This is a genomic window from Bradyrhizobium sp. 27S5 (assembly GCF_037217225.1).
Lineage (GTDB): Bacteria > Pseudomonadota > Alphaproteobacteria > Rhizobiales > Xanthobacteraceae > Bradyrhizobium > Bradyrhizobium septentrionale.
Map to the genome: position 1 here is coordinate 3,493,463 of NZ_CP147714.1, position 23,403 is coordinate 3,516,865.

At 63.2% G+C, this 23,403-nt stretch carries 24 protein-coding genes; 15 read left to right on the plus strand and 9 right to left on the minus strand.

What is annotated here, in order from left to right; genetic code table 11:
- Positions 1-79: 79 nt before the first annotated feature.
- The 13 genes from WDM24_RS16050 to dusA all read left to right on the plus strand — a co-directional run bounded on the left by WDM24_RS16050 (position 80) and on the right by dusA (position 12,770).
- Complete coding sequence (locus WDM24_RS16050) at positions 80-247, plus strand: hypothetical protein (RefSeq protein ID WP_338831802.1); 168 nt, start codon at positions 80-82, stop codon at positions 245-247.
- Between the two features lie 91 nt (positions 248-338).
- Positions 339-1,070, plus strand: coding sequence for a sulfite exporter TauE/SafE family protein (locus WDM24_RS16055; protein WP_166204152.1), 732 nt, complete (start codon positions 339-341; stop codon positions 1,068-1,070).
- A 616-nt stretch (positions 1,071-1,686) separates the two neighbouring features.
- A complete protein-coding gene (locus WDM24_RS16060; RefSeq protein WP_338699436.1) occupies positions 1,687-1,890 on the plus strand; it encodes a hypothetical protein in 204 nt (67 codons plus the stop codon).
- Between the two features lie 76 nt (positions 1,891-1,966).
- Positions 1,967-3,235, plus strand: a complete 1,269-nt coding sequence (locus WDM24_RS16065) for an NHLP bacteriocin system secretion protein (RefSeq protein WP_338699438.1) — start codon at positions 1,967-1,969, stop codon at positions 3,233-3,235.
- Positions 3,236-3,247: 12 nt separating this feature from the next.
- A complete protein-coding gene (locus WDM24_RS16070; RefSeq protein ID WP_338831803.1) occupies positions 3,248-5,476 on the plus strand; it encodes an NHLP family bacteriocin export ABC transporter peptidase/permease/ATPase subunit in 2,229 nt (742 codons plus the stop codon).
- Positions 5,473-8,379 (plus strand): NHLP bacteriocin export ABC transporter permease/ATPase subunit, encoded by a 2,907-nt coding sequence (locus WDM24_RS16075; RefSeq protein WP_338831804.1) that lies wholly within the window; start codon positions 5,473-5,475, stop codon positions 8,377-8,379. The genes WDM24_RS16070 and WDM24_RS16075 overlap by 4 nt, the downstream gene beginning before the upstream one ends.
- A gap of 11 nt (positions 8,380-8,390) precedes the next feature.
- Positions 8,391-8,954, plus strand: coding sequence for a cyclic nucleotide-binding domain-containing protein (locus WDM24_RS16080; RefSeq protein WP_338699445.1), 564 nt, complete (start codon positions 8,391-8,393; stop codon positions 8,952-8,954).
- 262 nt (positions 8,955-9,216) lie between these two features.
- The gene (locus tag WDM24_RS16085) at positions 9,217-9,390 is read left to right on the plus strand and encodes a hypothetical protein (protein WP_338699447.1); all 174 of its coding nucleotides are present in this window, start codon (positions 9,217-9,219) and stop codon (positions 9,388-9,390) included.
- Positions 9,391-9,435: 45 nt separating this feature from the next.
- Complete coding sequence (locus WDM24_RS16090; protein WP_338699449.1) at positions 9,436-9,636, plus strand: hypothetical protein; 201 nt, start codon at positions 9,436-9,438, stop codon at positions 9,634-9,636.
- Between the two features lie 32 nt (positions 9,637-9,668).
- A complete protein-coding gene (locus tag WDM24_RS16095) occupies positions 9,669-9,863 on the plus strand; it encodes a hypothetical protein (RefSeq protein WP_338699451.1) in 195 nt (64 codons plus the stop codon).
- A gap of 665 nt (positions 9,864-10,528) precedes the next feature.
- Positions 10,529-10,729: a hypothetical protein gene (locus WDM24_RS16100; RefSeq protein ID WP_338699455.1), complete on the plus strand. Its 201-nt coding sequence runs from the start codon at positions 10,529-10,531 to the stop codon at positions 10,727-10,729.
- Positions 10,730-10,923: 194 nt separating this feature from the next.
- A complete protein-coding gene (locus WDM24_RS16105) occupies positions 10,924-11,127 on the plus strand; it encodes a hypothetical protein (protein WP_338831805.1) in 204 nt (67 codons plus the stop codon).
- A 656-nt stretch (positions 11,128-11,783) separates the two neighbouring features.
- Positions 11,784-12,770 carry a tRNA dihydrouridine(20/20a) synthase DusA gene (gene dusA / locus WDM24_RS16110; protein WP_166294597.1) on the plus strand — a complete coding sequence of 329 codons (987 nt, stop codon included), beginning with the start codon at positions 11,784-11,786 and terminating at the stop codon, positions 12,768-12,770.
- A gap of 9 nt (positions 12,771-12,779) precedes the next feature.
- On the opposite strand, the gene WDM24_RS16115 is transcribed toward dusA, so the two are convergent.
- From WDM24_RS16115 to WDM24_RS16135, 5 genes are all read right to left on the minus strand, one after another.
- Positions 12,780-13,676, minus strand: coding sequence for a LysR family transcriptional regulator (locus tag WDM24_RS16115; RefSeq protein WP_338699459.1), 897 nt, complete (start codon positions 13,674-13,676; stop codon positions 12,780-12,782).
- A gap of 186 nt (positions 13,677-13,862) precedes the next feature.
- Positions 13,863-15,041 carry a muconate/chloromuconate family cycloisomerase gene (locus tag WDM24_RS16120; RefSeq protein WP_338831806.1) on the minus strand — a complete coding sequence of 393 codons (1,179 nt, stop codon included), beginning with the start codon at positions 15,039-15,041 and terminating at the stop codon, positions 13,863-13,865.
- A 68-nt stretch (positions 15,042-15,109) separates the two neighbouring features.
- Positions 15,110-15,979 (minus strand): intradiol ring-cleavage dioxygenase, encoded by an 870-nt coding sequence (locus WDM24_RS16125; RefSeq protein WP_338699463.1) that lies wholly within the window; start codon positions 15,977-15,979, stop codon positions 15,110-15,112.
- A gap of 70 nt (positions 15,980-16,049) precedes the next feature.
- On the minus strand, positions 16,050-16,574 hold the full coding sequence (locus WDM24_RS16130; protein ID WP_338831807.1) for a flavin reductase family protein: 525 nt from the start codon (positions 16,572-16,574) through the stop codon (positions 16,050-16,052).
- Entirely contained in the window at positions 16,571-17,200 is a 630-nt protein-coding gene (locus tag WDM24_RS16135; RefSeq protein ID WP_338831808.1) for an FAD synthetase, read from the minus strand. The genes WDM24_RS16130 and WDM24_RS16135 overlap by 4 nt, the downstream gene beginning before the upstream one ends.
- A 275-nt stretch (positions 17,201-17,475) precedes the next feature.
- Between WDM24_RS16135 and WDM24_RS16140 the strand changes: the two genes are divergently transcribed.
- Both WDM24_RS16140 and catC read left to right on the plus strand, forming a co-directional pair.
- Positions 17,476-19,053: a 4-hydroxyphenylacetate 3-hydroxylase N-terminal domain-containing protein gene (locus tag WDM24_RS16140; RefSeq protein ID WP_338699469.1), complete on the plus strand. Its 1,578-nt coding sequence runs from the start codon at positions 17,476-17,478 to the stop codon at positions 19,051-19,053.
- A 107-nt stretch (positions 19,054-19,160) separates the two neighbouring features.
- Positions 19,161-19,451: a muconolactone Delta-isomerase gene (gene catC / locus WDM24_RS16145; protein WP_166294606.1), complete on the plus strand. Its 291-nt coding sequence runs from the start codon at positions 19,161-19,163 to the stop codon at positions 19,449-19,451.
- 49 nt (positions 19,452-19,500) lie between these two features.
- On the opposite strand, the gene WDM24_RS16150 is transcribed toward catC, so the two are convergent.
- The 4 genes from WDM24_RS16150 to WDM24_RS16165 form a co-directional block, all read right to left on the minus strand.
- Positions 19,501-20,484 (minus strand): cysteine synthase A, encoded by a 984-nt coding sequence (locus tag WDM24_RS16150; protein ID WP_338831809.1) that lies wholly within the window; start codon positions 20,482-20,484, stop codon positions 19,501-19,503.
- Positions 20,485-20,788: 304 nt separating this feature from the next.
- A complete protein-coding gene (locus WDM24_RS16155) occupies positions 20,789-21,376 on the minus strand; it encodes a TIGR02281 family clan AA aspartic protease (RefSeq protein ID WP_338699472.1) in 588 nt (195 codons plus the stop codon).
- Between the two features lie 25 nt (positions 21,377-21,401).
- The gene (locus tag WDM24_RS16160; protein WP_029078517.1) at positions 21,402-21,605 is read right to left on the minus strand and encodes a DUF1289 domain-containing protein; all 204 of its coding nucleotides are present in this window, start codon (positions 21,603-21,605) and stop codon (positions 21,402-21,404) included.
- A gap of 107 nt (positions 21,606-21,712) precedes the next feature.
- Complete coding sequence (locus tag WDM24_RS16165) at positions 21,713-23,317, minus strand: sensor histidine kinase (RefSeq protein WP_029078518.1); 1,605 nt, start codon at positions 23,315-23,317, stop codon at positions 21,713-21,715.
- Positions 23,318-23,403 lie beyond the last annotated feature (86 nt).

The window sequence follows — 23,403 nt, forward strand, 5'->3', positions numbered from 1 at the left end:
GGAGTGTGCCATCAACGGGGGCTGTCAAGACGGGCAGCTTCGCTCCGAGCGCGTACAAGAAGGCAAGTTGGATATGGCAATGACCGATAGCTCCCACGCCCGGCGGCCATCGCCAGCTCTCAAGGCGTGGACAATCGCCGTCCTGGCCGGCTTCGGCATTTTTCACGTGGTCGGAGGATACATGCTGCATCACGCGCTGAGGTTCCGACCCATCGAAACGGCAACAACGGCGATCCAGGGCGACTAGATGGATTGGCTGACGCCACGCGCGTGAGTTCGGACGCCCCCCACGCTGTCCGGCCATCGCCGGCAATCACCGTTCTCCAGGAAGCGATACCATGTCAGACGTAGCGGTTTATTTGGTGCTGAGTGGGGCGGTTTTTGCGGGCGCGTTCGTTTCCGGCCTTTCCGGATTCGCGTTCTCGGCGGTCGCCGGCGCGATCCTGCTACACGTTTTTCCGCCTATCGAAGCAGTGCCTTTGATGATGGCTTGCAGCATCACCGTGCAAGCCGCCAATCTGTTTGCGCTCCGCAAGAGCATGCAATGGAAAACCAGCCTCGTTTTCATCGCTGGTGGATTATTGGGCATTCCGATCGCGATCTATTTCCTGCAGAATGTGGACACCGGGATGTTCAGACTGGGCTTTGGAATTCTTGTATCGCTTTACGCGGCATATGCCTTGTTGCGGCCAACGGCTGCCTATTTGCGTCAGATGGACAGCCGGAGCAGGAACGCGCTGGTGGGGTTTGGTGGTGGGCTGGTCGGGGGGCTGACTGCGATGCCCGGCGCACTTCCTGCGATCTGGTGCGACATCCATGGTCTCCCGAAAACTCAGCAGCGCGGCCTGGTCCAGCCCTACATCGGGGTGATGCAGCTTTTCGCCCTCGCGCTCATGCTTTCGCACCACAGCCTCTCGCTCAAGGTCTTGATCGACTTTGGCATTTCGCTGCCCGCCTTGGCCGCTGGAACGGCCGTGGGTATCGTTCTGTTCGGACGCGTCAACGAAGCAGCCTTCAAGCGGATTATCCTGGGTTTGTTGCTGTTTTCGGGACTCTGCCTTGTGATCTAGAAGGGGTCTCGGTGGAACGGTGCGGGCGGCTTCGGGCTGAACATCTCACACCGCGCCGTCACCTGCGGCGGCACAGGGCCTTTCGACATTAACCTCCTGACCGACGACGAAATACGACATCTGCCGTATCGCCCAGCGACCGGGATAAGGATATGAAGCCGGGTCATTGGGACGAAGTTCGTCTCGCGCATTCGCGTGAGACGCTTGCCATTGACGAAACGGGAGATGGAATATGACCATTGCGCAAGATGCGAATAAGCAAGGGGAAGCTGAGGGTCTCGAGGGCGCCGCTCAGGACAAAGCTTCCGAAATCTCAGCGACCTCTGATGCGCTCAGCGACAGCTCCCTGGACAAAGTGTCAGGCGGTTGTTGGCCGTTCAGTACTCTGGCGGCTGCCATCTACGCCAGCGCAGGCCCGACGGGCTAGAAAGCACCTGAGCCGACGACGGCTTGAAGAGGTCGCCTCCGCCGCCGCGCATCGAACCGGAAATGGTCGATCTCATTGATATCGGCATGTCCGCTTTGCTCCATTTCTGGAGGAGCGGACATGAGTTGAGCGCAGGGTTGCAACGTCGGGCTGGCCCCGATCAGCATTGATCAAGGATGGAGATTGAAGATGGCCAATGAGCAGGACACCAATTCGAAAGCGCAAGCCGATGCTGGCGAGAGCCTCAAGGACGACGCACAGAGCAAAGCCTCCCAGATCTCGGCGACGTCCGATGCGCTCAGCGACTGCTCCCTGGACAAAGTGTCGGGCGGCGCCTGGCCGTTCAATAATCTGGCGGCTGCCAGCTACGCCAGCACAGGCGGGGGAGGTTGACCGAGAAAGCACCTGAGCCGACGACGGCTTGAAGAGGTCACCTAGCCAAAGTGGCTTCGGTGTTTGCGGGGGCTGCGTGAGACGGGAAACGGAGCGAATCTTTCGGGCAGCGGCCATCGAGCGGCTTTCGAATCCCGAACAGCTCGACCATGTTGTCGGCGTCACGCGCCCGTTCGACTGGATGGCTGCAGCGGCGCTGGCACTTGGTCTTGCCGTGCTGGTTGCCTGGAGCGTGCTCGGCCGCATTCCAACCCGTGTATCCGGTGATGGCATTTTGTTGAGCAGCGGCGGTCGTCTGGTCGACGCCGTCTCCGCGGTCAGCGGCAAGCTGGCCTCGCTCGAGGTCGGCATCGGCGATGCCGTCCGCCGCGATCAGGTGATCGCCCGGATCGTCCAGACCGAGACCGAGCAGCGGCTTCAGCAGGCGAGGGATGTCCTGCGCGAGCGCGAACGCGAGCATGCCGAGCTCGCCGGGGCGATCTCGCGGGAGATCGATGCCAAGCTTGCCAATTATGCGGCGCAGGAGGCAGGTCTGGGCAACGTGATCGCGGCTGCCGAGAAGCGCACCGCCTATCTCACCGACGAGGTGGCCAAGCTCGAACCGGCGGCAGCGAACGGAACTGTCACGCGCAGGTATCTCGAGGACCGCCGCGTCGAACTCAACAATGCGCGGGAACGCATCACCGACGCAAGGAACGACATTCTCAAGCTCAATGCGCAGCAGCTGGATCTGCAGACCCAGCGGGAGCGCGATCGGCTGCTTTCGGAATTCAAGGTCAATGATGCGAAGCGGACGGTTGAGCAGCTTGCGGCCGAGCTGGAGCGGGGATCACGGATCCTCAGTCCTGCCGACGGGCGCGTCGTCGAACTCAAAGTGTCCAGCGGCGCCGTGCTTGCCTTGGGTACGCCGGTTATCGAAATCGAGACCGCGGGACAGGTCCTCGAAGCGACGGTCTACATGCCGCCGGACCGTGGCAAGAACATCAGGCCCGGCATGGAGGTTCGTGTCGAGCCGAGCACCATCAAACGGGAAGAATACGGCGCGATTGTCGGCAATGTGGTGGCGGTTTCGGAATTCCCTGTGACGCCCCAGGGCATGCTGGCGGACCTGCACAACGATGCATTGGTCAAGCGCTTTTCGCAGGACGGCGCGCCCTATACGGCCAAGGTGACCCTGGAGCGCGATCCCTCCACCGTCAGCGGGTATCGCTGGACCTCCGGCAAGGGGCCGCCGATCCAGCTCTCGACCGGTACGCTGACCCGGGCCGAAGTTACGACGCGCGAGCAGCAGCCGATCGATCTGGTGATTCCGCTGATGAAGCGGCTCAGCGGCATTGGCGGCTAGGATCGGCAGCGCATGACCGCGTCATCGCGCCAAACCGATGCTCGGCCGGCGCTCCTCGATCGCCTCGGCAACTGGATCAGGCGCATTCCGCTGCCGGCGCGACGGCGCTGGGTGACGCCCACGGTATTCCAGATGGAAGCGCTGGAATGCGGCGCAGCTTCGCTCGCGATGATCCTGGCGTATCACGGTCTCTGGGTGCCGCTGGAAAAGCTGCGCGAAGCCTGCGGCGTGTCCCGGGACGGCAGCAAGGCTAGCAACGTGCTGAAGGCCGCGCGGCAATTCGGACTGACGGCAAAGGGGTTCAGGAAGGAGCCGGCAACGCTGCATGAGCTGCCGATGCCATCGATCATCCACTGGAACTTCAACCATTTCGTGGTGCTCGAAAGGCTGGATTCGGATTACGCCTATCTCAACGATCCCTCGACCGGGCGCCGCAAGGTCGGTCACGATGAATTTGACGCGGCCTTCACGGGCGTTGTCCTGGCGATGGAGCCGGGCCCCGACTTCAAGCCGGGTGGTCGCGAGCCCGACCTTGTTCCGCTGCTGCTGCGGCGACTGTCGAATTCGTTAGGGGCGGTGCTGCTGCTGGTTGCACTCAGCATGGCGCTGGTGGTGCCCACCATCCTGGTTCCGGCATTCGCGAAAATCTTTGTCGATGACGTTCTGATCAAGCATGTGGAAGGCTGGTTCACACCTTTGCTGATCGGCATGGCGATGACAGCCGTGGCGCGGGCGCTGATGACAGCATTTCAACAGTCGCTGCTCCTGCGCATCCAGACCAAGCTCACGGTGACGATGGTCAGCCAGTTGCTCTGGCACGTCCTGACCCTTCCGATGGAATTCTTCACCCAGCGGCACTCCGGCGACCTCGCCAACCGCATAGCCGCCAGCGAACAAATCGCCCAGCTGCTTTCGAACGGGGTGGCTGCCAATGCGCTGAACCTGATCGCGGTCGTCTTCGTTGCCGTGACGATGGCGTTCTACGACGGTTTGCTGGCCGCGATCAGCATCGCCATGGCTCTCCTCAATGTCCTCGTCCTCAGGCTGGTCGCGCGCCAGCGCGAGGACCTCAACCGCAAGCTGTCAATCGAACGTGCCAAGCTGAATGGAAGCACCATCGAAATCATCCGCACGATCGAAACGATCAAGGCCGGCGGCCTGGAAGATGACGCCTTCGCGCGCTGGGCGGGGTTTCAGGCCAAGGTCCTGAACGCCGAGCGTGATCTCGGCGTCTACTCCACCTTCCTCGACAGCTGTCCGATCTTCCTGACCGGATTGACCACCGCGATCGTGCTGGGGGTGGGGGGCCTTCGGATCGTCGACGGCGCATTGACCATCGGTGGCCTCGTCGCCCTGCAGGCGCTGCTCACCAGCCTGGTCGAGCCGGTCAACGCACTTGTGCAGCAGGCCGCTGTCTTCCTCGCCACCAAGGGCAATTTGTTCCGGATCGAGGACGTCTTCAACTATCCCGCCCGTCCCCTGGTGCCGATCGAGCGCACGCCCGCAACGATGCCCGCAAAACTGTCGGGCCGGGTCGAGTTGAAGGACGTCTCGTTCGGCTATTCGGCGCTCGAGCCGCCGCTGATCGAGGATTTTTCGCTGGTCGTCGAGCCCGGCCGCCGCGTCGCGCTGGTCGGAGCATCAGGCAGCGGCAAATCCACCGTTGGACGGCTGGTCAGTGGACTCTACCGGCCGTGGTCCGGCGACATCCGCATTGACGGCTGGCCGATGGCCGAGATTCCCCAGGAGATATTCACCAATTCGGTTGCCTATGTCGATCAGGAAATCTTGCTGTTCGAAGGGACCGCCCGCGACAACCTCACGCTCTGGGACCATACCGTGGCTGAGGCCAGCGTGTCCCGGGCGCTCAAGGATGCGCTGATCCACGAGGAGGTTGTCGTCCGGGCCGGCAACTACGATTGCCACGTGGCCGAGGACGGCAGGAATTTCAGCGGCGGCCAGCGGCAGCGGCTCGAGATCGCACGGGCGCTGGCAGGCAATCCTTCCGTGGTCGTCCTCGACGAGGCCACTTCCGCCCTGGATCCGATCGTCGAGAAGGCGATCGACGACAATCTCCGGCGCAGGGGATGCACCTGCATCATCGTCGCGCACCGGCTCAGCACGATCCGCGACTGTGACGAGATTCTTGTGATGAGCAACGGGCGGGTCGTGCAGCGGGGAACGCATCAGAAGCTGCTCGCCGAGGGCGGCGAATATGTCCAGCTGGTGTCGAGCGAATGAACCGCGTCTACCAGCCTCCCGCCCTCGAAACTTCGCCCTGGCGCGAAGGCGCGGCGTCTCGCCCAGTCGGGCTCGATAGCCACCGACCGCTGCCGATCAATGACCTCGATCTCGTTCTGCACGTCGTGCGCGGCTATGTCGACCTGTTTGCCGTCAGGGAGAGCGCCAGTGGCGAGCCGAGCCGGCGGCATCATCTGTTTCGGGTCGAGCAAGGCGCGGTGGTTTTTGGCCTGCCCGGCATCGGCGATGGAAACGGAAATTCGGTGGCTGTGATTGCGGTCGGCGGTCTCGAGACCGAAATCGTGATCGATCATCGCGGCCGTTTTGCCGATCGGGACGCAATCGACGCATGGACCGCGCTTGTGTCGGGAGTCATCGCAGCGTCTCCTCAAGGAGCGGTCGTGCAGCAGGCCGCGATCGGCTCGCGATACGCATTGGCAGCCGGCGACATTCTCCGGCTTTCCGGCCGGCGGGTCGGCTGGATCGGGATTGAGCATGGGACCATCGGCGTGATGGAGATGCCGGCGACCCATGGCTCCAGGGAGTGCCCCGCGCCGATGCCGCCGGGAACGTGGATCGTCGCCCGCGAGGAGGCGACGCTGGTGGTGCGGGAGAGCACGGCATTCCCGCTTGCGGAGATATGGGCCGCGCTTGATCGATTCCATACACGTGTCATGGAAGGCCTGTGTCGCAGGATCGACGAGGAAACCCTCGCGGAGGCCGACCGCCTGCGCCTGCGCTCGAACCTCAATCGGCTACGGACCAGCAGCATTGTCGGTCGGCTTGCCGGTATCATCGCTGCCGAGCCCGGATCGACGCAACCCGGCGCGGTTGGTGCTAGCCGTCTGCTCGCCGCCTGTCGGGAGGTCGGAGCAGCGCTGGGCATATCGCTCCAGGCTCCGGCCAATATGGCGTTCGACAATGATGATCTTGCGAGCGCCGTGAGGATCGCGGAGGCGTCGCGGGTGCGGACGCGGCGGCTGTTGCTGCGCGCCGACTGGTGGAGCAACAGTGCCGGACCATTCGTGGCGTTTCTCGGCGAAGACCGGCGGGCCGTCGCGATCCTTCCGGGGGCAGGCGGCCGCCACATCATCGTTGACCCCGACGCCGGCACGCGCCGTGAATTGACGCGCGCAACCGCCGCCGAACTGGCGCCCGAGGCAGTGATGTTCTATCGCCCGCTGCCTTCGGGAGCTCTGACGGTCCGCGATCTCCTGAAGTTCGGCGCCGCGACGGTCCGGGCGGATTTTCTGCGGATCATTCTGGCGGCCCTGTGCCTCGGTCTTCTCGCGCTGGCCACGCCGCTGGTGACCAAACTGCTGATCGATTCCGTGCTCCCGCGCGCGGAGGTCGACCAGCTCCTGATCTGCGCCATCGCGCTCATTGTCGTGACGCTGGTGACCGGCGGATTTCAGGTGATGCAGGGCATCGCCATGCTTCGGCTTGAGAGCCGGCTGGACTGGGTATTGCAGGCGGCGGTTGTCGACCGCCTGCTGCGGATGCCGGCCGGTTTTTTCCGTAACTTCTCTGTTGGTGACCTCGCGGACCGCACCCTTGGGGTCGAAGCCGTCCGCACCATCGTCACCGGCCGCGCCATTCGCGGATGTCTGGCGTTGGTGTCCAGCGCCTGCAGTTTTGCCGTGATGCTCATCCTCGACATCAGGCTCGGCATGCTGGCCGCGGCGCTCGCCGTGCTGCGCGTCGCAATGGTGGTCGCGATCAGTCTGGTCCGGCTGTCGGAGGAGCGCGAGAGCCTTTATCAGCAGGGATGGCTGGAGGGGCTGGTGCTACAACTCCTCACCGGCGTCGGAAAACTGCGGATTGCGAACGCGACCATGCAGGCGCTCTCGATCTGGGTCGAGCGCTTTTCCAAGCAGAAGCGCCATTTTATCGCGTCGCAGCGTGCGGGAAACCTCCAGAAGAGCCTCGAGGCGGGGTTTCCGGCATTGGCGACGCTGCTCATCTTTGCCCTGGCCCAGACGACTTCAGGCGCGCGGCCGGTACACGAGCTTGGTACGTTCCTGGCATTCTATGCGGCGTTCGGGCTGTCGCTCGCCGCGGTCGGCGAGTGGGCGCTGGCGCTCGGAGAGCTGCTGGTCGCAATCCCGAGGATCGAGCGGATCAAGCCGATCATCTCGACGGCGACCGAAATCAGCGACGAGCAGAAGTCGGTTGGCGAGATCGGCGGCTCGATCGAGTTTGCCAACGTGTCGTTCCGCTACGGCGACAGCGGGCCGCTGATCCTCGACGATGTCAGCCTCAGCGTCGGGACAGGAGAATACCTCGCCATTGTCGGCCCGTCGGGGAGCGGGAAGTCGACACTGTTCCGATTGCTTCTCGGCTTCGAGAAGCCGGAGTCCGGCGTGATCTTTGTCGACGGCAAGTCGCTCGAGACCATCGACGTCGGCTTGTTGCGCCGCGACGTCGGTGTCGTGCTGCAGAACTCCAGGCTCGCCTCCGGCAGCGTCTATGAAAACATCTGCGGCGCAGCGCAGCTATCGATTGACCAGGCCTGGGAGATCGCACGGCTGGCAGGATTCGACCGCGACCTCGAGGCCATGCCGATGGGCATGCAGACACTCGTTGCAGAGGGCGTCAACACGCTCTCGGGTGGCCAGCGCCAGCGATTGCTGATCGCACGGGCGCTGGCGCATCGGCCGCGGCTCTTGCTGATGGATGAGGCTACCAGCGCGCTCGATAACCGGTCGCAGGCCATCGTCAGCGATTCGATCTCACGGTTCAACCTGACGCGCATCGTCATCGCGCACCGGCTCAGCACCGTTCAGTCGGCGGACCGGATTGTCGTGCTGGACGGCGGCAGGATCGTGCAGACCGGCACTTTTGCCGAACTGATGGCGCAGCCGGGCCTGTTTGCGGATTTCGCAAAACGTCAACTGATCTAGGGGGCACCGATATGCGCAAGGTCCTCTTCATATTCGGCGTGCTGAATGACTCCGACATCGACTGGATGGCCCGTGCCGGCGCCCGCCGCGGCATCGGGCGGCAGGACGTCCTGATCGATGAAGGCGTGCCGATCTCGTCGATCGTCCTGCTGTTGCAAGGACGAATGGGCGTGAGCGTGTCCGGCATCGGCGAGATCGCCCAGCTCGAGGCGGGCGACTTCGTCGGCGAGATGTCGCTGGTCGATTCAGCGCCGCCCTCGGCCACGGTGGCTGCGAAGGTCGATTCGGTTGCCCTGTTCCTGGACAAGCAGCTCCTGAAACGAAAGCTCGCGGGAGATCACGCCTTTGCCAGCCGCTTCTATCGCGCGCTGGCCATCCTGCTGTCGGACCGTCTGCGCGCCACCGAGCGCAGGATGGCCTACGGCGAGCAGGAAAGCGGTCTCGGCGACGAGACGACCCGGTTGAAGGACGAGCTTGATCCTGCCGTGCTCGACCAAGTGTCGATCGCGGGCGAGCGATTCGACCGCCTGCTCAAGCTGGTCGAGGAGGTCGCGATGAGGGGCGCCAGATCCTGAGATCGAAGGCAGGGCCTTTCGAAGGGGAGGCCTTTCGACGGGGGGCCTTTCGACACTTCCCCGTGACCGGCGACGAAATACGGCATCTGCCGTATCGCTCGCAAATGGATCCAGCGGTACCTTTCACCCTCAAGCGCACCAAACAAAGGGTCAGCCGGGAAACCGTTTTCCCGCCCCTGGCTTTGAAATATTTGGGAAATGACTTCATCGTAGCTATGCAACTATAAATCTAGTTTTCATATACTGAAATTGGAGATTGAGAATGGCCAACAAGCAGGACGCGAATTCCAAGCCGGAAGCCAAATCCCTCGATAGCCTCAAAGAGGGCGCTCAGAACAAAGCATCCCAAATCTCGACGTCTGAAAAGGATGCACTCAGCGACGGTTCGCTGGACGATGTGTCCGGCGGTCGCGTGCCTCCGACCCACGGGTTCTGACGTCCGGCCATAGCGCTTGGCATTGATCAGAGTTGGAGATTGAACATGGCCGATCAGCAGGACACGAATTCCAAAGGGCACGCCGGACCTGGCGAGAGCCTCGAGGACGGCGCGCAAAATCAAGCCTCCCAAGTCTCGCCGGCGGCTGATGCGCTCAGCGAAGGCTCGCTGGACGATGTCTCAGGCGGCGGTTGGCCCCTCAATACTTTCTCGAGCAGCGTCTACCGCCCCACGAACGGTGGCTAACCAATCAGCATCGATGAAGGTAGAGATTGGACATGACCAACAAGCAGGATGCGAATTCAAAGGCGGGGGCTGAACCTCGCGAGAGCCTCAAGGACGGCACGCAGCACAAGATTTCCGCGACGCCGGAGAAGGATGCGCTCCGCGATGGCGCGCTGGACGATGTGTCGGGCGGCGCTTGGCCGTACTACACCAACACGGCTTCATCCGGGGGAACGCCGGGGGGCTAACCGCTCGGGAAACCGTTTTCCCGCGCACTCGAAATACCCAGGAAATAAGCCCAGCGTAGCGCTTCAACGTCGGGTTGGCCCGATCAGCATCGATGAAGGTGGAGATTGAATATGACCAGTGGGCAGGACACGAATTCAACGGCGCAAGCGGAATCTCTCGAGAGCAGCAAGGGGGGCGCCGAGAACAAGACATCCGAAATCTCGACGACGTCTGATGCACTCGCCGACAGTTCGCTGGATGATGTGTCAGGCGGCGCTTGGCCGTACTTGACAAGCAGCTATTCATCCGGCGGTACGCCTGGGGGCTGATCGAGGAAGCGGCTGTGCCGCATCGGTCTGGAAACCGGCTCATCGCGATCACCACTGATTAAAATGGAAATTGAATATGACCAATAAGCAGGACACGAATTCAACGGCGCAAGCGGAATCTCTCGAGAGCAGCAAGGACGGCGCTCGGAACACGGCGTCCCAAGTCTCGCCGGCGGCTGATGCGCTCAGCGACAGCTCGCTGGACGATGTGTCAGGCGGCAGTTGGCCGTATAATAACGCTGTGCGTGCCGGCATCGGCGCCACAGGCGGCGGAGGTTGACCGAGAAAGCGTCTGAGCCGACGACTTGAAGCAATGGCGGGCTAACAATCAGCCTTGGTGAAGCTAGAGATTGAACATGACCAACAAGCAGGATGCGAATTCGAAGGCGGCGGCCCAACCTCGCGAGAGCCTCAAGGACGGCACGCAGAACAAGATTTCCTCGACGCCGGAGAAGGATGCGCTCCGCGATGGCGCGCTGGACGATGTGTCGGGCGGCGCTTGGCCGTACAATGGCACTGCGGCTGCCAGCTACGGCGCCGGCGGCCCGGGGGGCTAGCCGAAAAGCGCTCCGCCCGCGCATCGGTGCGGAATGGCCCATCGCTCAAGGGCCCCGCGCGATGCCACGAAACAAAGGGGCGACGCCGGGGAAATCGTTTTCCCCGGCCCTTGAAATCCTTGCGAAACAAGACCAGCGCAGCATTTTCAGCATTGGGTTGGCCCGATCAGCATCGATGAAGGTGGAGATTGAATATGACCAGTGGGCAGGACGCGAATTCAACGGCGCAGGCCGAATCTCTCGAGAGCAGCAAGGACGGCGCTCAGAACCAGGCATCCCAGATCTCGCCAGCGGCTGGTGCGCTCAGCGACAGCTCGCTGGACGATGTCTCAGGCGGCTCTTGGCCGTTCAGTAGTGCCGCGCGCGCCAGCTACAGCGCCAACGGCCCGACGGGCTAGCCGAAAGCGCTCCGCCGCGCATCGGTGGGGAATGGCCCATCGCCCAAGCGCGATGCCGCGAAACAAAGCGCGACGTCGGGGAAACAATTTCCCCGGCCCTTGAAATCCTTACGAAACAAGACCAGCACAGCATCCTCAACGTCGGGTTGACCCGATCAGCATTGATGAAGGCGGAGATTGAACATGACCAGTGGGCAGGACACGAATTCAACGGCGCAAGCGGAATCTCTCGAGAGCAGCAAGGACGGCGCTCAGAACACGGCACCGCAAACCTCGACGACGTCTGATGCGCTCAGCGACAGCTCCCTGGATAAAGTGGCAGGGGGCGGGTGGCCCTACGCAACGATGGGCTCTGCTCAGGTCACCCCGACCATCTGACTTGGGGCGACAGCGGAATCGGGTCTGGATATTGCCGAGATCTTACGATGATCGATGGTCCTGCGGGCCATCGATCATTTCGTTCTGCTGTCGAGCAACTTCAAACGTACTCGCGTCGCCCGGAGCGTCCCGCGGCCGCGACGCTACTTTGCATGGGGTTGTTTTCGATATTTTGGTTTGGCCGGACGTTGCTCGCAGCTTTATGGCGCAGATCGGACGGGCAGGGTTTCCGAAAACATCATATTGCATTGCGCCGGTGTTGTGATTAAGCAATTGAGATGAAATACAAATTCTCCATTGCGCCGATGATGGATTGGACCGATAGGCATTGCCGCATCTTCCATCGCCTGATGTCGCGGCGGGCGCGGCTTTATACGGAGATGCTGACGACCGGCGCCGTGATCCATGGCGACCGGGCGCGGTTGCTCGGCTTCGACGCCAGCGAGCATCCGGTGGCGCTGCAGCTCGGCGGTTCCGATCCGCGCGATCTTGCGACCGCAGCAACGATCGGCGAGGAGTTTGGTTACGACGAGATCAATCTCAATGTCGGCTGCCCCTCGGATCGGGTGAAGGATGGCCGCTTTGGCGCCTGTCTGATGGCGGAGCCCGCGCTGGTCGCCGAAGGCGTTGCGGCGATGAAGCGCGCGGTGAAGGTCCCCGTCACGGTGAAATGCCGGATCGGCATTGACGACCAGGATCCGGAGGTCGCGCTCGATACGCTCGCCCGCGGTGTGATCGCCGCCGGCGCGGACGCGCTCGTCGTGCACGCACGCAAGGCCTGGCTGAACGGCTTGTCGCCGAAGGAGAACCGCGACATCCCGCCGCTCGACTATGATCGCGTCTATCGCCTCAAGGCGGCCTTGCCGGATGTGCCCGTCATCATCAACGGCGGCATCACGAGCCTCGCCGAGGCCAAACAGCATCTGGCGCATGTCGATGGCGTGATGCTGGGGCGGGCGGCCTATCAGGAGCCGTGGCGGTTGCTGTCAGTCGATTCCGAGCTGTTCGGCGAAGCTTCGCCGCACGCGACGATGAAGGACGTGTTCGCGGCGATGCTGCCCTATATCGAGCGGCAACTGGCCGAAGGCACGCGGCTGCATTCGATCACGCGCCATTTCGTCGGCGCCTTCCACGGCGTGCCCGGCGCGCGCGCCTTCCGCAGGCATCTGGCCGAGAACGGCGTTCGGCCGGGCGCTGATATCGACGTGCTGCGCGATGCGATCGCGCGTGTTGACGATCGCGCGCCTGCGGCGGTCGCGGCCTGAGGGCGCGGATTACGACTTGCGCTGACGCCGCGTCACCTCCTGCGCGATCTTCAGGAAATTGAAGAGATGCGGCATCCGGTTGTCGCGCCGGTAGTTCAGCGACAGCGCGGTGCCGGGATTGTGCCCCTCATAGGCGCGGTAGGTGACGCCGGGCCGTTCCGACTGCGAGACTGATTTCGGCACCAGCGCGATGCCGACGCCGACCGACACCAGGCTGATCGCGGTCTGATAATCCTGCGCCAGCACCTGCGATTTCGGGATGAAGCCTTCTTCGAGGCAGATATTGAGGATGTGGTCGGCGAAGCTCGGGCGCGGCTTGCGCGGGTAGAGGATGAATGTCTCGGCCTTGAGCGCCGACAGTCGCGTGATCTGCTGTTCGAGCAGCGGCGAGGTGTCGGGCAAAGCGAGGATCAATGGTTCCTGCAGCAGCGGCTCCGATTTCAATTCCTCGTCGTCGAGCGAGGGGCGGGCGACGGCGATATCGATCTCGCGCTGGATCACCGCGCGCTTCTGTTCGGCATTGTTCATCGCCGACAACGCGAGCTCGACGTCGGGATAGGCCGAACGAAACGCCTTGATCACGTTGGGCAGCACGCCATAGGTCGCCGAACCGACGAAGGCGACGCGCAGGTGACCGGAAAAGCCTTCTCCGATCCGTTTGATCTCGCGGTGCGTTCGATCGAGCCGCTCCAGCACGTCGCGCGCGCGTTCCAGCAGGACGTTGCCGGCCTGAGTCAAGCGGATCTGGCTGCGGCTCCGGTCGATCAGCATGACGCCGAGATCGCTCTCCAGCTGCGCGATCTGCCGGCTTAGCGGCGGCTGGGCGATCGCGAGCCGCGATGCGGCGCGACCGAAATGCAATTCCTCGGCGACGGCGACGAAGTAGACCAGTCGCCTCAGATCCATGACATCGTCGCGATCGGTCACGGCCAGGCGAACGTTGGTTCGCGCGCTTCCGCGGAAGCTGCGGGGAAGGCCTGCCGGGTTTGATGCCGCGTGGTCATCAGCGCTTGATCGAGACGATGGTTCCAGCGGGAAGACTGAGCGGGCATCCCTGGATTGTCAATTGTCTGCGGGGACGACGCCATCTGCCTAATCCTTCCGGGCAAAGGCGCGGATCTTGTCCTCGTCGACCTCGACGCCGAGACCGGGGCCATCGGGGACGCAAATCTCGAACTCGTCGAACCTGATCGGGTTGACGACGAGATCCTCCACGAGAATCCGCGGACCGAAATGCTCGCTGCCCCATTCGAGCCTGGGCAGGGTGGCGAATGCGGCGAGATGCGCGGCCGCGCCGATGCTGCTCTCCAGCAGACAACCGCCATAGAGTTCGAGGCCGTGCGCGGCCGCGACCGCCGCCGCGCGCTTCATCTCGAACAGGCCGCCGCTTTTGACGAGCTTCAACGAGTAGACGCTGCCGCAGCCCATCGTGGCGGTCCGGGCGATTTCTTCCTTGGTGAAAGCGGCTTCGTCGATCAGCAGCGGGATCGAGGTGCGTGCCGCGACACGCGCCATGACTTCCAGCTGCTGCGCTGACACCGGTTGCTCGACCAGAGCGACGTCCAGCTCCTCCAGCGCCGGCATGAAGCGGATGCATTCGGCCTCGGTCCAGCCCTGGTTAATATCGACGATCAGCTGTACCTCGTCACCGAGGCCGGCGCGCAGCGCCTGCAGCCGCTTCAGATCGGCCTGCGGCCGGCTGAAGCCGAACTTGATCTTGAACTGGCGGTGCTCGCGGCGGCGCAGCTTCTCCTTGGCTTCCTCCAGCTCCTGGCCGCTGTCGCCCGAAGCCAGCGCCCAGATCACCTCCATGCGCGCGCGCACCGCGCCGCCGAGCAGGGCGCTGGCGGACAGGCCGAGCGTCTTGCCGGCGGCGTCGACCAGCGCGGATTCGATGGCGCCCTTGGCCGCGAAATTGCGGGTCGCAGCCTTGCTCATGCGCAGCGCATTGGCTTCGAAGGCGAGGGCAGGCTGTCCCAGCAGTGCCGGCGCCAGATAATTCGTGACCGCGGCCTTGATCGATTCCACGCTCTCCTCGGCCCAGCGCGGCCCGCCGAGCGTCGAGGCTTCGCCGATACCCGACACGCCATTGTCGAGCAGGACACGGACCAGCACATAGCCCTGATGCGTGACTTCGGTGTTGGACAGCTTGTGCCGGCGGCGGGTCGGCGCCTCCACGATGGTCGCGCGGATGCTGCGGATCGTGGTGTCTTTCGCGAGAGGCGGCACGTGTTGCACGGGCTCGGCGATGTCGATCAAGGCACGACTCATATGTCCTCACATGTCAGTTCAAATGAGCCCTGCCGGGCTTTGCGAGGCCTGGCAGGGCGTAAGACGTATCACTCGGCTGCGACCAGCCGCTCGACCGCCGCCTTCTTGAGCTTGAAGTCGAAGTCGAGAACGAGGTCGGTATCAGCGCCGGCCGGGGCCTTGCTGAACTTGCCGATCAGGCTCTGCTTCACGGCAAACACCGAGTCGTTGTCGAGGTACTTGGTCTCGGAATCGTAGATCTGCGAGATCAACGATTGATAGCCGTCCTTCGAGAGCATGAAGTGGATGTGGCCCGGACGCCAGGGATGGTGGCCCATGTATTTCAGGAGCTCGCCGCCGGCCCCATCATAGGGGATCGGGTAGGGCTCGGGGCGGAGCGCCACGAAGGCATATTCGCCGTTGGCATCAGTGGTGAACCGTCCGCGCAGATTATAGGCCGGCTGCTCGGGGTCTTGCAGGTCATAGAGCCCGTTCGGCGCGTCCTCCCAGACGTCGAGGGTGACGCCCTCGATCGGCCGTCCCGCGGTGTCGCTGATGCGTCCGCTGACTCTCACGGTCTGCGCGTTGTCGAACGACTTCTTGATGATGGAGGCGCCCTTGGCCAGCACCGGCGGATTTTCCCGGTAGAACGGTCCGAGCACGGTGGACTCGCTCTCGCCGTCGGTGACGCGGTGATCGAGCATGTCGACCAGCACCTCGACGCCGAGAATATCCGCGATCAGGATGAACTCGTTGCGCTTCTCGTCCGAGATATCGCCGGCGCGGCGCAGGAATTCGCAGGCGGCGAACCACTCGGCGAAGGTCAGGTCGACCTCCTTGCAGAAATCGTGCATGTGGCGGATCAGGCTGGTCATGATCTGACGGTTGCGGTCCGGAATGTCCTTCGCGAGCGCGGCGATCACGTGGTCGGTGATGGTGTCCTTGTTGACGTTCAGCATGGTCGTTTCCTCCTTTTCTTGCAGTTTGATCGAACTTGCATCCCCGTTTCGGGAATCTCGGTTGGTGGTCTCACCAGACGAATTCGTAGCCGGCATTCTCCAGCATCGCGGGCGCGGGGTGTGGATCGGCAAGCCCGCCGAAACGGCCGCGGAAGAACAGCAGCGGCTTCTTGCTTTGCTCGAGCGCCATCTCGCGGACATGGCCGAGGAAGATGGTGTGATCTCCTGCGATGATCTCATCGGCAAGATCGGTCACGAAATACGCCGCTGCGTTGGCGATGACGGGCAGCTCGTTGCGGCGTTCGAACACGTCGGAGAGGTCGAGCCTGGGCTTGCCGGCGAAATGCCAGGCCAGATCCTCCATCCCCTCGGCAAGGACGCTGACCGCAAAGCGGCCGGTCTTCTGGATGTTGCCAAGCATCTTCGCGCTTTTCGCGATCGAGATCGCGACCAGCGGCGGCTCGAGCGACACCGACATGAAGGCGTTGGCCGTCATGCCGTGGTCGCGTCCCTCGCAATGCGTCGTGATGATGGTGACGCCGGTGCCGAACTGGCCACAGGCATTGCGCAGTTCTCGCGGATCGATAGCGGTCATTGGCTTGCGACCTCGAGTTGGGCGAGAGCGGATCGATTGGCCGGTGGCGCGGTCACGATATCCCGCCAGTTTTCCAGCGCCGCTGCGGCGGCGGCAAGACCGGACCGCCGCAAGCTTCGGATGCGGCTGCTCGACACGATCTCGCCATTGCCGCAGCGCACCGGCGGCAGAACACGCGTATTGAAGTGTTGCCGCAGCAGCTGCGCGGTGCCGCCCTTGCAGGATCCGAAGCGAAAATCCTCGCCGACGATCACCTCGCTAGGCTGCAGACGCTGCAACTCGGCGAGGAAATCGGCCGCGCTGCGCCGGACGTAGATCTGGTCGAAACCGGCGACGACGATGTGGTCCGGCGCGAATGTTGCGATGCGCTCGAGCTTTTCGCGCAGCGATATCAGCGGCTCGGCCTGGCCGAAATAGACCTTTGGCGGCGGATCGAAGGTGTAGACCACGGCCGGAACGCCGCAGCGTCGCGCCGCCGCGATCGTCTGCCGGAGCAGTTCCTGATGGCCGCGGTGGACGCCGTCAAATGCGCCGATCGTCACGACGCTCGAGTCGAGGGCCGATTCTCCATCGCGATGGAAAGCGACAGCCGTGCTGTCAAAAACCTTGCCCAAACCTTGGCCCATGGTTCGCTCCGGTTTCGCTCCCTTGCCGTGCTGTGCAATTGCTGCGTCAGCTACGGCGTTGCATCGGCCGGACGGTCATTGCCGTCAGGTCCGTGCCACCCGAGTCATAGCCCGAGCCGCGGCGGTCCGCGCGGTATGGTGTGATACCTTTCGCCCGCTCCCGCTCAGCGCGTAGCGTTTCCCCCGATGTCACGCCGACCAAGAGCGTGACGAGATGGTCCCGGGCCGGTGTGGCAATTCCGCCGGTCCACCACAGAAGCGGAGGAGAAACGTCCATGACTACTGCAGCTGCCCTGCGGGCTGATGCGCCTGCGTCAACCACTAGCGTCTATACCGGCGCGGAATTCCTGGACAGCATCCAGGACGGCCGCGAAATCTACATCTATGGCGAGCGGGTCAAGAACGTCACGGCGCATCCTGCCTTCCGCAATTCGGCGCGGATGGTGGCGCGCTGGTACGACCGCTTTCATGAGAAGAAGGATCAGATCGGCGTCCTGACCGACACGGGCTCGGGACAGTTGACCCATCCGTTCTTCCTGGGTTCGCGAACGGCCGACGACCTGATCAGGGGGCGCGATGCGATCGCCGAATTGCAGAAGGTTGCGTTCGGCTGGATGGGCCGTTCGCCCGACTACAAGGCGGCATTCCTCGGCACGCTCGGCGCGAATTCGGGCTTCTACGGCGAGTACGCCGGCAACGCCCGGAAGTGGTATGCCCGGACCCAGGAGCGGCTCGATTTCTGGAATCACGCCATCGTCAATCCGCCGATCGATCGCGACCGCGCGATCGAGGATGTGCGCGACGTCTTCATGCATGTCGAGAAGGAGACCGATGCAGGCCTGATCGTCTCAGGCGCAAAGGTGGTCGCGACCGGCTCGGCGCTGACGCACTACAATTTCATCGCGCATTACGGCATCCCGATCAAGGACAAGTCATTCGCGCTGATCTTCACGGCCCCGATGGACGCCAAGGGCGTCAAGCTGATCGCGCGCTCGTCCTACGAATTCACCGCGGCCGCGACCGGCTCGCCGTTCGACTATCCGCTGTCGAGCCGCTTCGACGAAAACGACTCCATCCTGGTCTTCGACAAGGTGCTGGTGCCCTGGGAGAACGTCTTCATCTATGGCGACGTCGACAAGATCAACCAGTTCTTCCCGGCGTCGGGCTTCGTGCCGCGGTTCACCCTGCACGGTGTGACGCGGCTTGCCGTCAAGCTCGACTTCATCGCCGGACTGTTCTCGATGGCGGTCGAGGCGACCGGGTCGAAGGATTTCCGCGGCGTGCAGACGGCCGTCGGCGAGGTGATCGCCTGGCGCAATCTGTTCCACGGCATTTCCGATGCGATGGTGAAATCGCCGATCGCCTGGCAGGGGACTGAGGGCTACAATCTACCCAACCTGAACTACGGGCTGGCCTATCGCGTGTTCGCGCCGATGGCGTATCCGCGGATCAAGGAGTTGATCGAGCGCCATGTCGCGAGCGGCCTGATCTATCTGCCGTCGAGCTCGGCCGATCTGGAGAGCGAGGCGATCCGGCCCTATCTCGACCGCTTTGTGCGCGGTTCCAACGGCTATGCCGCGATCGACCGGATCAAGCTGCTCAAGCTGCTCTGGGATGCGATCGGCTCCGAGTTCGGCGGCCGGCACGAGCTCTACGAGCGCAACTATGCGGGTAATTACGAGAACCTGCGCGTCGAGACGCTGATGGCCGCGAGCGCCACCGGCGACCTCGGCGCGATGCAGGATTTCGTGCGCAACTGCATGAGCGACTACGACGTCTCCGGCTGGACGGCGAAGGACCTCATCAACCCCGATGACATCAACCTCGTCAGCCGCGGTCTGGTGCAAGGCTGACGACAGGGCTGACGATCTGGTAGACGGAATATCGGAGCCGCCGCGATCGCACGGCGGCTGCGTTCCGTTTTCGCGCCACTTCATCCTTGCAGAGAGAGTTCACCGTCATGCTGTTTCACGTCGAAATGGAAGTGCGGATTCCGCACGATCTCCCGACTGAGCGAACCGACGCGTTGAAGCAGGCCGAACGTATCAGAGCCATGGAGCTGCAGCGCGCGGGCGTCTGGCGCCATTTGTGGCGGGTGGCCGGTCGCTACGCCAATGTCAGCGTCTTCGACGTGTCAGGCCCGCAGGAATTGCACGACATCCTGTCCGGCCTGCCGCTGTTTCCATTCATGGAGATACGGGTCACGCCGCTGTGCCGGCATCCGTCGTCGATCCACGATGATGACCACTAGCGGCGGGCGAGCGCTGTTCGCGAAGCGATCGCGCCAAATCGCTCCCGATTCACGTCATCCAGGGTGGCAGCGGGAGATTTTTCTTGCGCAGGAAGTCCGGATTGAAGAGTTTGGACTGGTAGCGCTGGCCACCGTCCGCGAGGATGGTGACGATGGTCTTGCCCGGACCAAGGTCGCGTGCCAGCCGCATGGCTCCCACCACGTTGATCGCGCTCGAACCGCCGAGTACCAGTCCCTCTTGCGCGATCAAGTCGAACAGGACGGGCAGCGCCTCCTGATCGGTGATCTGGTAGGCCATGTCGATCGGTGTGCCTTCAAGGTTCTTCGTCACACGGACCTGGCCGATGCCTTCCGTGATCGATTCTCCTTCGGTCGTCAGCTCGCCCTTTGTGAACCAATTGTAGAGCGCGGCACCCATTGGATCGCTGAGCGCGATCTTCACATCGGGATTGCGCTCCTTGAGGGCGCGCGCGATTCCACCCAACGTTCCGCCACTGCCGACGGCACACGTGAAGCCATCGACCCTTCCGCCTGTCTGGTCCCAAATTTCAGGGCCGGTCGTGCGGTAGTGGCCATCGCGGTTGGCGACGTTGTCGAACTGGTTTGCCCAGAATGCGCCCAGTTCGTCAGCGAGGCGACCGGAATAGCGGGCATAGTGGCCGGGGTCGGAAGATGGTACCGCGGGCATCAGGCGCAGATCGGCGCCGCATAGCCGCAGCATATCCTTCTTTTCCTGGCTTTGCGTGTCAGGCATCACGATCACGGAACGATAACCGCGCGCATTGGCCACGAGCGCAATGCCAATGCCGACATTGCCGGCTGTGCCTTCCACGATGACACCGCCCGGCTTGAGCTGACCGCGCTGCTCGGCGTCGTTGATGATGGCAAGCGCCGCACGATCCTTGATCGAGCCGCCCGGATTCAAAAATTCGGCCTTACCGAAAATGTCGCAGCCCGTGATTTCCGATGCCGCGCGCAGTCTGATCAATGGCGTATTGCCAATGGATTCTAGGAAGCCAGATCGAACGTTCATGGTTGCCCGCCCCAGCCGAACAATGGCTTGATGCTATTTTTTCGTTGGTTTCGGAAATTTCCTTGTCGCTTGGTGTGCGAGATTGGAAGTCCTGGCCTCCGAGCGTGCTGCTATCAAAGACATCATGTGCCGACATGCTGAAGCAGCGCGTAAGGCTCAGTAGAGCCATTTTTTATGCGACGTACAATCTTCGTTTTTCGACGCTGCGGCTGCGGATCATTCTTGCAAGATGCGGGAGTTGATCCGGCGTTTGTTTGAGCATGATCTTTTCGGAAAACCGCTTCGCACTTTTCCGGATCATGCTTTAGTCGACGGCGGTGCGCGGGCGCCGGTGACGGCTTGAGGGGGAGACACTACCGGTGACGTCGGGGTATCCGGTCAGCGATAGTGTGTCGGAGCGGACGCCCCAGCTCTCGAGCCGATCGAGGAAGCTCATGCCGAGCAAATTGGTCTTCATCTGCCCGCGCTGCACCACCAGCGCCGGCACCGATTTCTCGACCAGCTTGCCGACCGCGAGCCGATCGAGCGTCAGCCGCGCCGCCTTGGTGTGACCGCCGGCGGTCTCCAGGTCGACATTGTATTCGAGCATGTCGGTCGGCAGCCCGATCGCCTTGGCGGTTTCCCAGGTCAGCACCACCGAGGTCGCGCCGGTGTCGATCACCATCGGCGCGCTGACGCCGTTGATCTTGGCGCGGAACGCGAACTCACCGCCCTGGCCGCGTGCGATCTGCACTGCGGGGGCAGAGGCGGGGGCCGAGGCAGTGGCGGTGCTGCGGCCGAGGATCTGGTTGAGATTTTCCCTCGCGCGCGCGATCTGGTCGGGATCGCCATAGGTCACGACGGCGCCGGCGGTCGTCATCAGCAGCAGGATGACGAGGAGGATGCGGGTCACGGTGCGTCTCCGGCGGCTGCGCCGATCAGGCGCGCTTCGGATGCGGCTCCATGCGCTCGAGCCCGGCGTCCGCCATGCGCGCCGGCAACGTCGCCATCACCGTCAGCCGCTCCGTGCGGTCCATCTTGTGCCAGCGCGCGATCTCCGGAAGCGTGCGGCCACAGCCGAAGCAGAGCTTCGTTTTGGGGTCCATCATGCAGACTGCGATACACGGCGTTTCTGAGCTCATTCTTCCAGTGTTGAACGGTTTCAGCCGCTGGTGCAAGCCGGCCGAAGCGCGATGCTGTCATCACGCCTCAGCTTTTTGTCGTGAGCATGGTCTCCCGCGCCATGCTGCTACAATCCGGTGCCGGCACTCATGATCGCCCTGCGGCGCACACGTGTGCGGTCGGCGCCCATCGTGGGCTCCGCGGGCTCCGGCTGCATCGGCGGCGATTCTTCCGCCATTGGCGCCAGCGCGCTCATCACCCGTTCCGGCGGTAAGGTCACGATCACCTCGGTGCCGATGCGCAGCTTCGATTTCAGCGTGAAGGTGCCGCCATGCATGTCGATCAGGCTTTTCGCGATCGGCAGGCCAAGGCCTGCACCCTGTTCCGCCGACTTGATCGAGTTGGAGCCCTGGCCGAACGAGGCCAGCACGACCGGGATCTCGTCCTCGGCGATGCCGCTTCCGGTATCCTTGACGCTCAGATATTGCCCGCCCGATGCGGTCCAGCCGACCTTCAGCCAGATCTCGCCGCCCTGCGGCGTGAACTTGATTGAATTGGAGAGCAGGTTGAGCACGACCTGGCGGATGGCGCGCTCGTCGCCCCAGATCCTGGGCATGCCGTGCTCGAACACTTCGTGGATCGTGATGCCGCGGCTGGAGGCACGCAGCTTCAAGAGATGGTGGCAATCGGCGACGACATGCACCAGTGCCACGGCTTCTTCATTCAGCTCGTAGCGGCCGGCCTCGATGCGCGACAGGTCGAGGATCTCGTTGATGAGGTTGAGCAGGTGCACGCCGGAATTATGGATATCGGCGGAATATTCCTTGTACACCGCAACGGCATGCGCGCCGAAAATCTCGCTCTTCATCACCTCGGAGAAGCCGAGGATGGCGTTAAGCGGCGTGCGCAGTTCGTGGCTCATCTGGGCGAGGAAGCGCGACTTGGCGACGTTGGCGGATTCGGCGCGGTGCCGCGCCTCGTCGGAGATCGCCTTGGCCTGCTCCAGTTCGCCGATCAGCGCGTCCTTTTCGGCGCGGGCTTCCAGCGTCGCCAGCGTGGTCGAATGCAGGCGGTGCGCCAGCAGCGCGAAATAGCCCTCGGCGGCAAGCGCGAGCAGCGCCAGCACGTAATTGTCGAACGCGCCGTTGAGCACGAGATCGAGCGCGATGCCGACCGTCACTGGAACGGTCGCCGCGAGGGCCGCGATCGGCAGGCTCGCCGCCAGCATGCTGGAGACTGCGATCACCAGCAGCATCAGGAACATCATCAGCGTGTTGGAGGCGAGATCGCGCCCGGCGGGGTGGATCAGTATCGCGGTCCAGCACAGGCCGTAGAGCAGGTCGAGCAGCACGAAGCGCGTCCGCCATTTGCGGGTCACCGCGACCGAGGGGGGCTCGGCGAGGAAGCGGGCGCAGCTGCGGATGATCGCGAGATGGACGGCGAGGATGCCGACGGTCCAGGCGCCGGCCACGATCGGCTGCATCCAGAGGCCAAACAGCACGCCGGTCGCCACCACGAGCAGCATCACGACGTAGGACGCCGACATCCGGGTCTGGGCGTATTGCCGGAGCAGTTCGGCGTCGAACGCCGGGCGGGTTCCACTGGTTGACGTTAACCGATCCCGCGCCTCACGCACCCGCTGCGCGGCGGCACGCCGGCTATTCACCGGCGACGCCACCTGGGGGCTTGCCGGAAGCTGTACAACTTCAGGCTTTTCTGCGGGATTACTCATAAACAACACAAATCCTGCCCGCGAACCGCGCGGGCTTTTTGCATTGTCTATCTGTGACGCCAAATCATTAAGCGATGACTTAAAGA

Bases quoted from the DNA above. Each gene is read 5' to 3' on its own strand.
- WDM24_RS16050 (WP_338831802.1), top strand. From the start codon at position 80: ATGACCGATAGCTCCCACGCCCGGCGGCCATCGCCAGCTCTCAAGGCG.
- WDM24_RS16055 (WP_166204152.1), top strand. From the start codon at position 339: ATGTCAGACGTAGCGGTTTATTTGGTGCTGAGTGGGGCGGTTTTTGCG.
- WDM24_RS16060 (WP_338699436.1), top strand. From the start codon at position 1,687: ATGGCCAATGAGCAGGACACCAATTCGAAAGCGCAAGCCGATGCTGGC.
- WDM24_RS16070 (WP_338831803.1), top strand. From the start codon at position 3,248: ATGACCGCGTCATCGCGCCAAACCGATGCTCGGCCGGCGCTCCTCGAT.
- WDM24_RS16075 (WP_338831804.1), top strand. From the start codon at position 5,473: ATGAACCGCGTCTACCAGCCTCCCGCCCTCGAAACTTCGCCCTGGCGC.
- WDM24_RS16080 (WP_338699445.1), top strand. From the start codon at position 8,391: ATGCGCAAGGTCCTCTTCATATTCGGCGTGCTGAATGACTCCGACATC.
- WDM24_RS16085 (WP_338699447.1), top strand. From the start codon at position 9,217: ATGGCCAACAAGCAGGACGCGAATTCCAAGCCGGAAGCCAAATCCCTC.
- WDM24_RS16090 (WP_338699449.1), top strand. From the start codon at position 9,436: ATGGCCGATCAGCAGGACACGAATTCCAAAGGGCACGCCGGACCTGGC.
- WDM24_RS16095 (WP_338699451.1), top strand. From the start codon at position 9,669: ATGACCAACAAGCAGGATGCGAATTCAAAGGCGGGGGCTGAACCTCGC.
- WDM24_RS16100 (WP_338699455.1), top strand. From the start codon at position 10,529: ATGACCAACAAGCAGGATGCGAATTCGAAGGCGGCGGCCCAACCTCGC.
- WDM24_RS16105 (WP_338831805.1), top strand. From the start codon at position 10,924: ATGACCAGTGGGCAGGACGCGAATTCAACGGCGCAGGCCGAATCTCTC.
- dusA (WP_166294597.1), top strand. From the start codon at position 11,784: ATGAAATACAAATTCTCCATTGCGCCGATGATGGATTGGACCGATAGG.
- WDM24_RS16115 (WP_338699459.1), bottom strand. From the start codon at position 13,676: ATGGATCTGAGGCGACTGGTCTACTTCGTCGCCGTCGCCGAGGAATTG.
- WDM24_RS16120 (WP_338831806.1), bottom strand. From the start codon at position 15,041: ATGAGTCGTGCCTTGATCGACATCGCCGAGCCCGTGCAACACGTGCCG.
- WDM24_RS16125 (WP_338699463.1), bottom strand. From the start codon at position 15,979: ATGCTGAACGTCAACAAGGACACCATCACCGACCACGTGATCGCCGCG.
- WDM24_RS16130 (WP_338831807.1), bottom strand. From the start codon at position 16,574: ATGACCGCTATCGATCCGCGAGAACTGCGCAATGCCTGTGGCCAGTTC.
- WDM24_RS16135 (WP_338831808.1), bottom strand. From the start codon at position 17,200: ATGGGCCAAGGTTTGGGCAAGGTTTTTGACAGCACGGCTGTCGCTTTC.
- WDM24_RS16140 (WP_338699469.1), top strand. From the start codon at position 17,476: ATGACTACTGCAGCTGCCCTGCGGGCTGATGCGCCTGCGTCAACCACT.
- catC (WP_166294606.1), top strand. From the start codon at position 19,161: ATGCTGTTTCACGTCGAAATGGAAGTGCGGATTCCGCACGATCTCCCG.
- WDM24_RS16150 (WP_338831809.1), bottom strand. From the start codon at position 20,484: ATGAACGTTCGATCTGGCTTCCTAGAATCCATTGGCAATACGCCATTG.
- WDM24_RS16160 (WP_029078517.1), bottom strand. From the start codon at position 21,605: ATGAGCTCAGAAACGCCGTGTATCGCAGTCTGCATGATGGACCCCAAA.
- WDM24_RS16165 (WP_029078518.1), bottom strand. From the start codon at position 23,317: ATGAGTAATCCCGCAGAAAAGCCTGAAGTTGTACAGCTTCCGGCAAGC.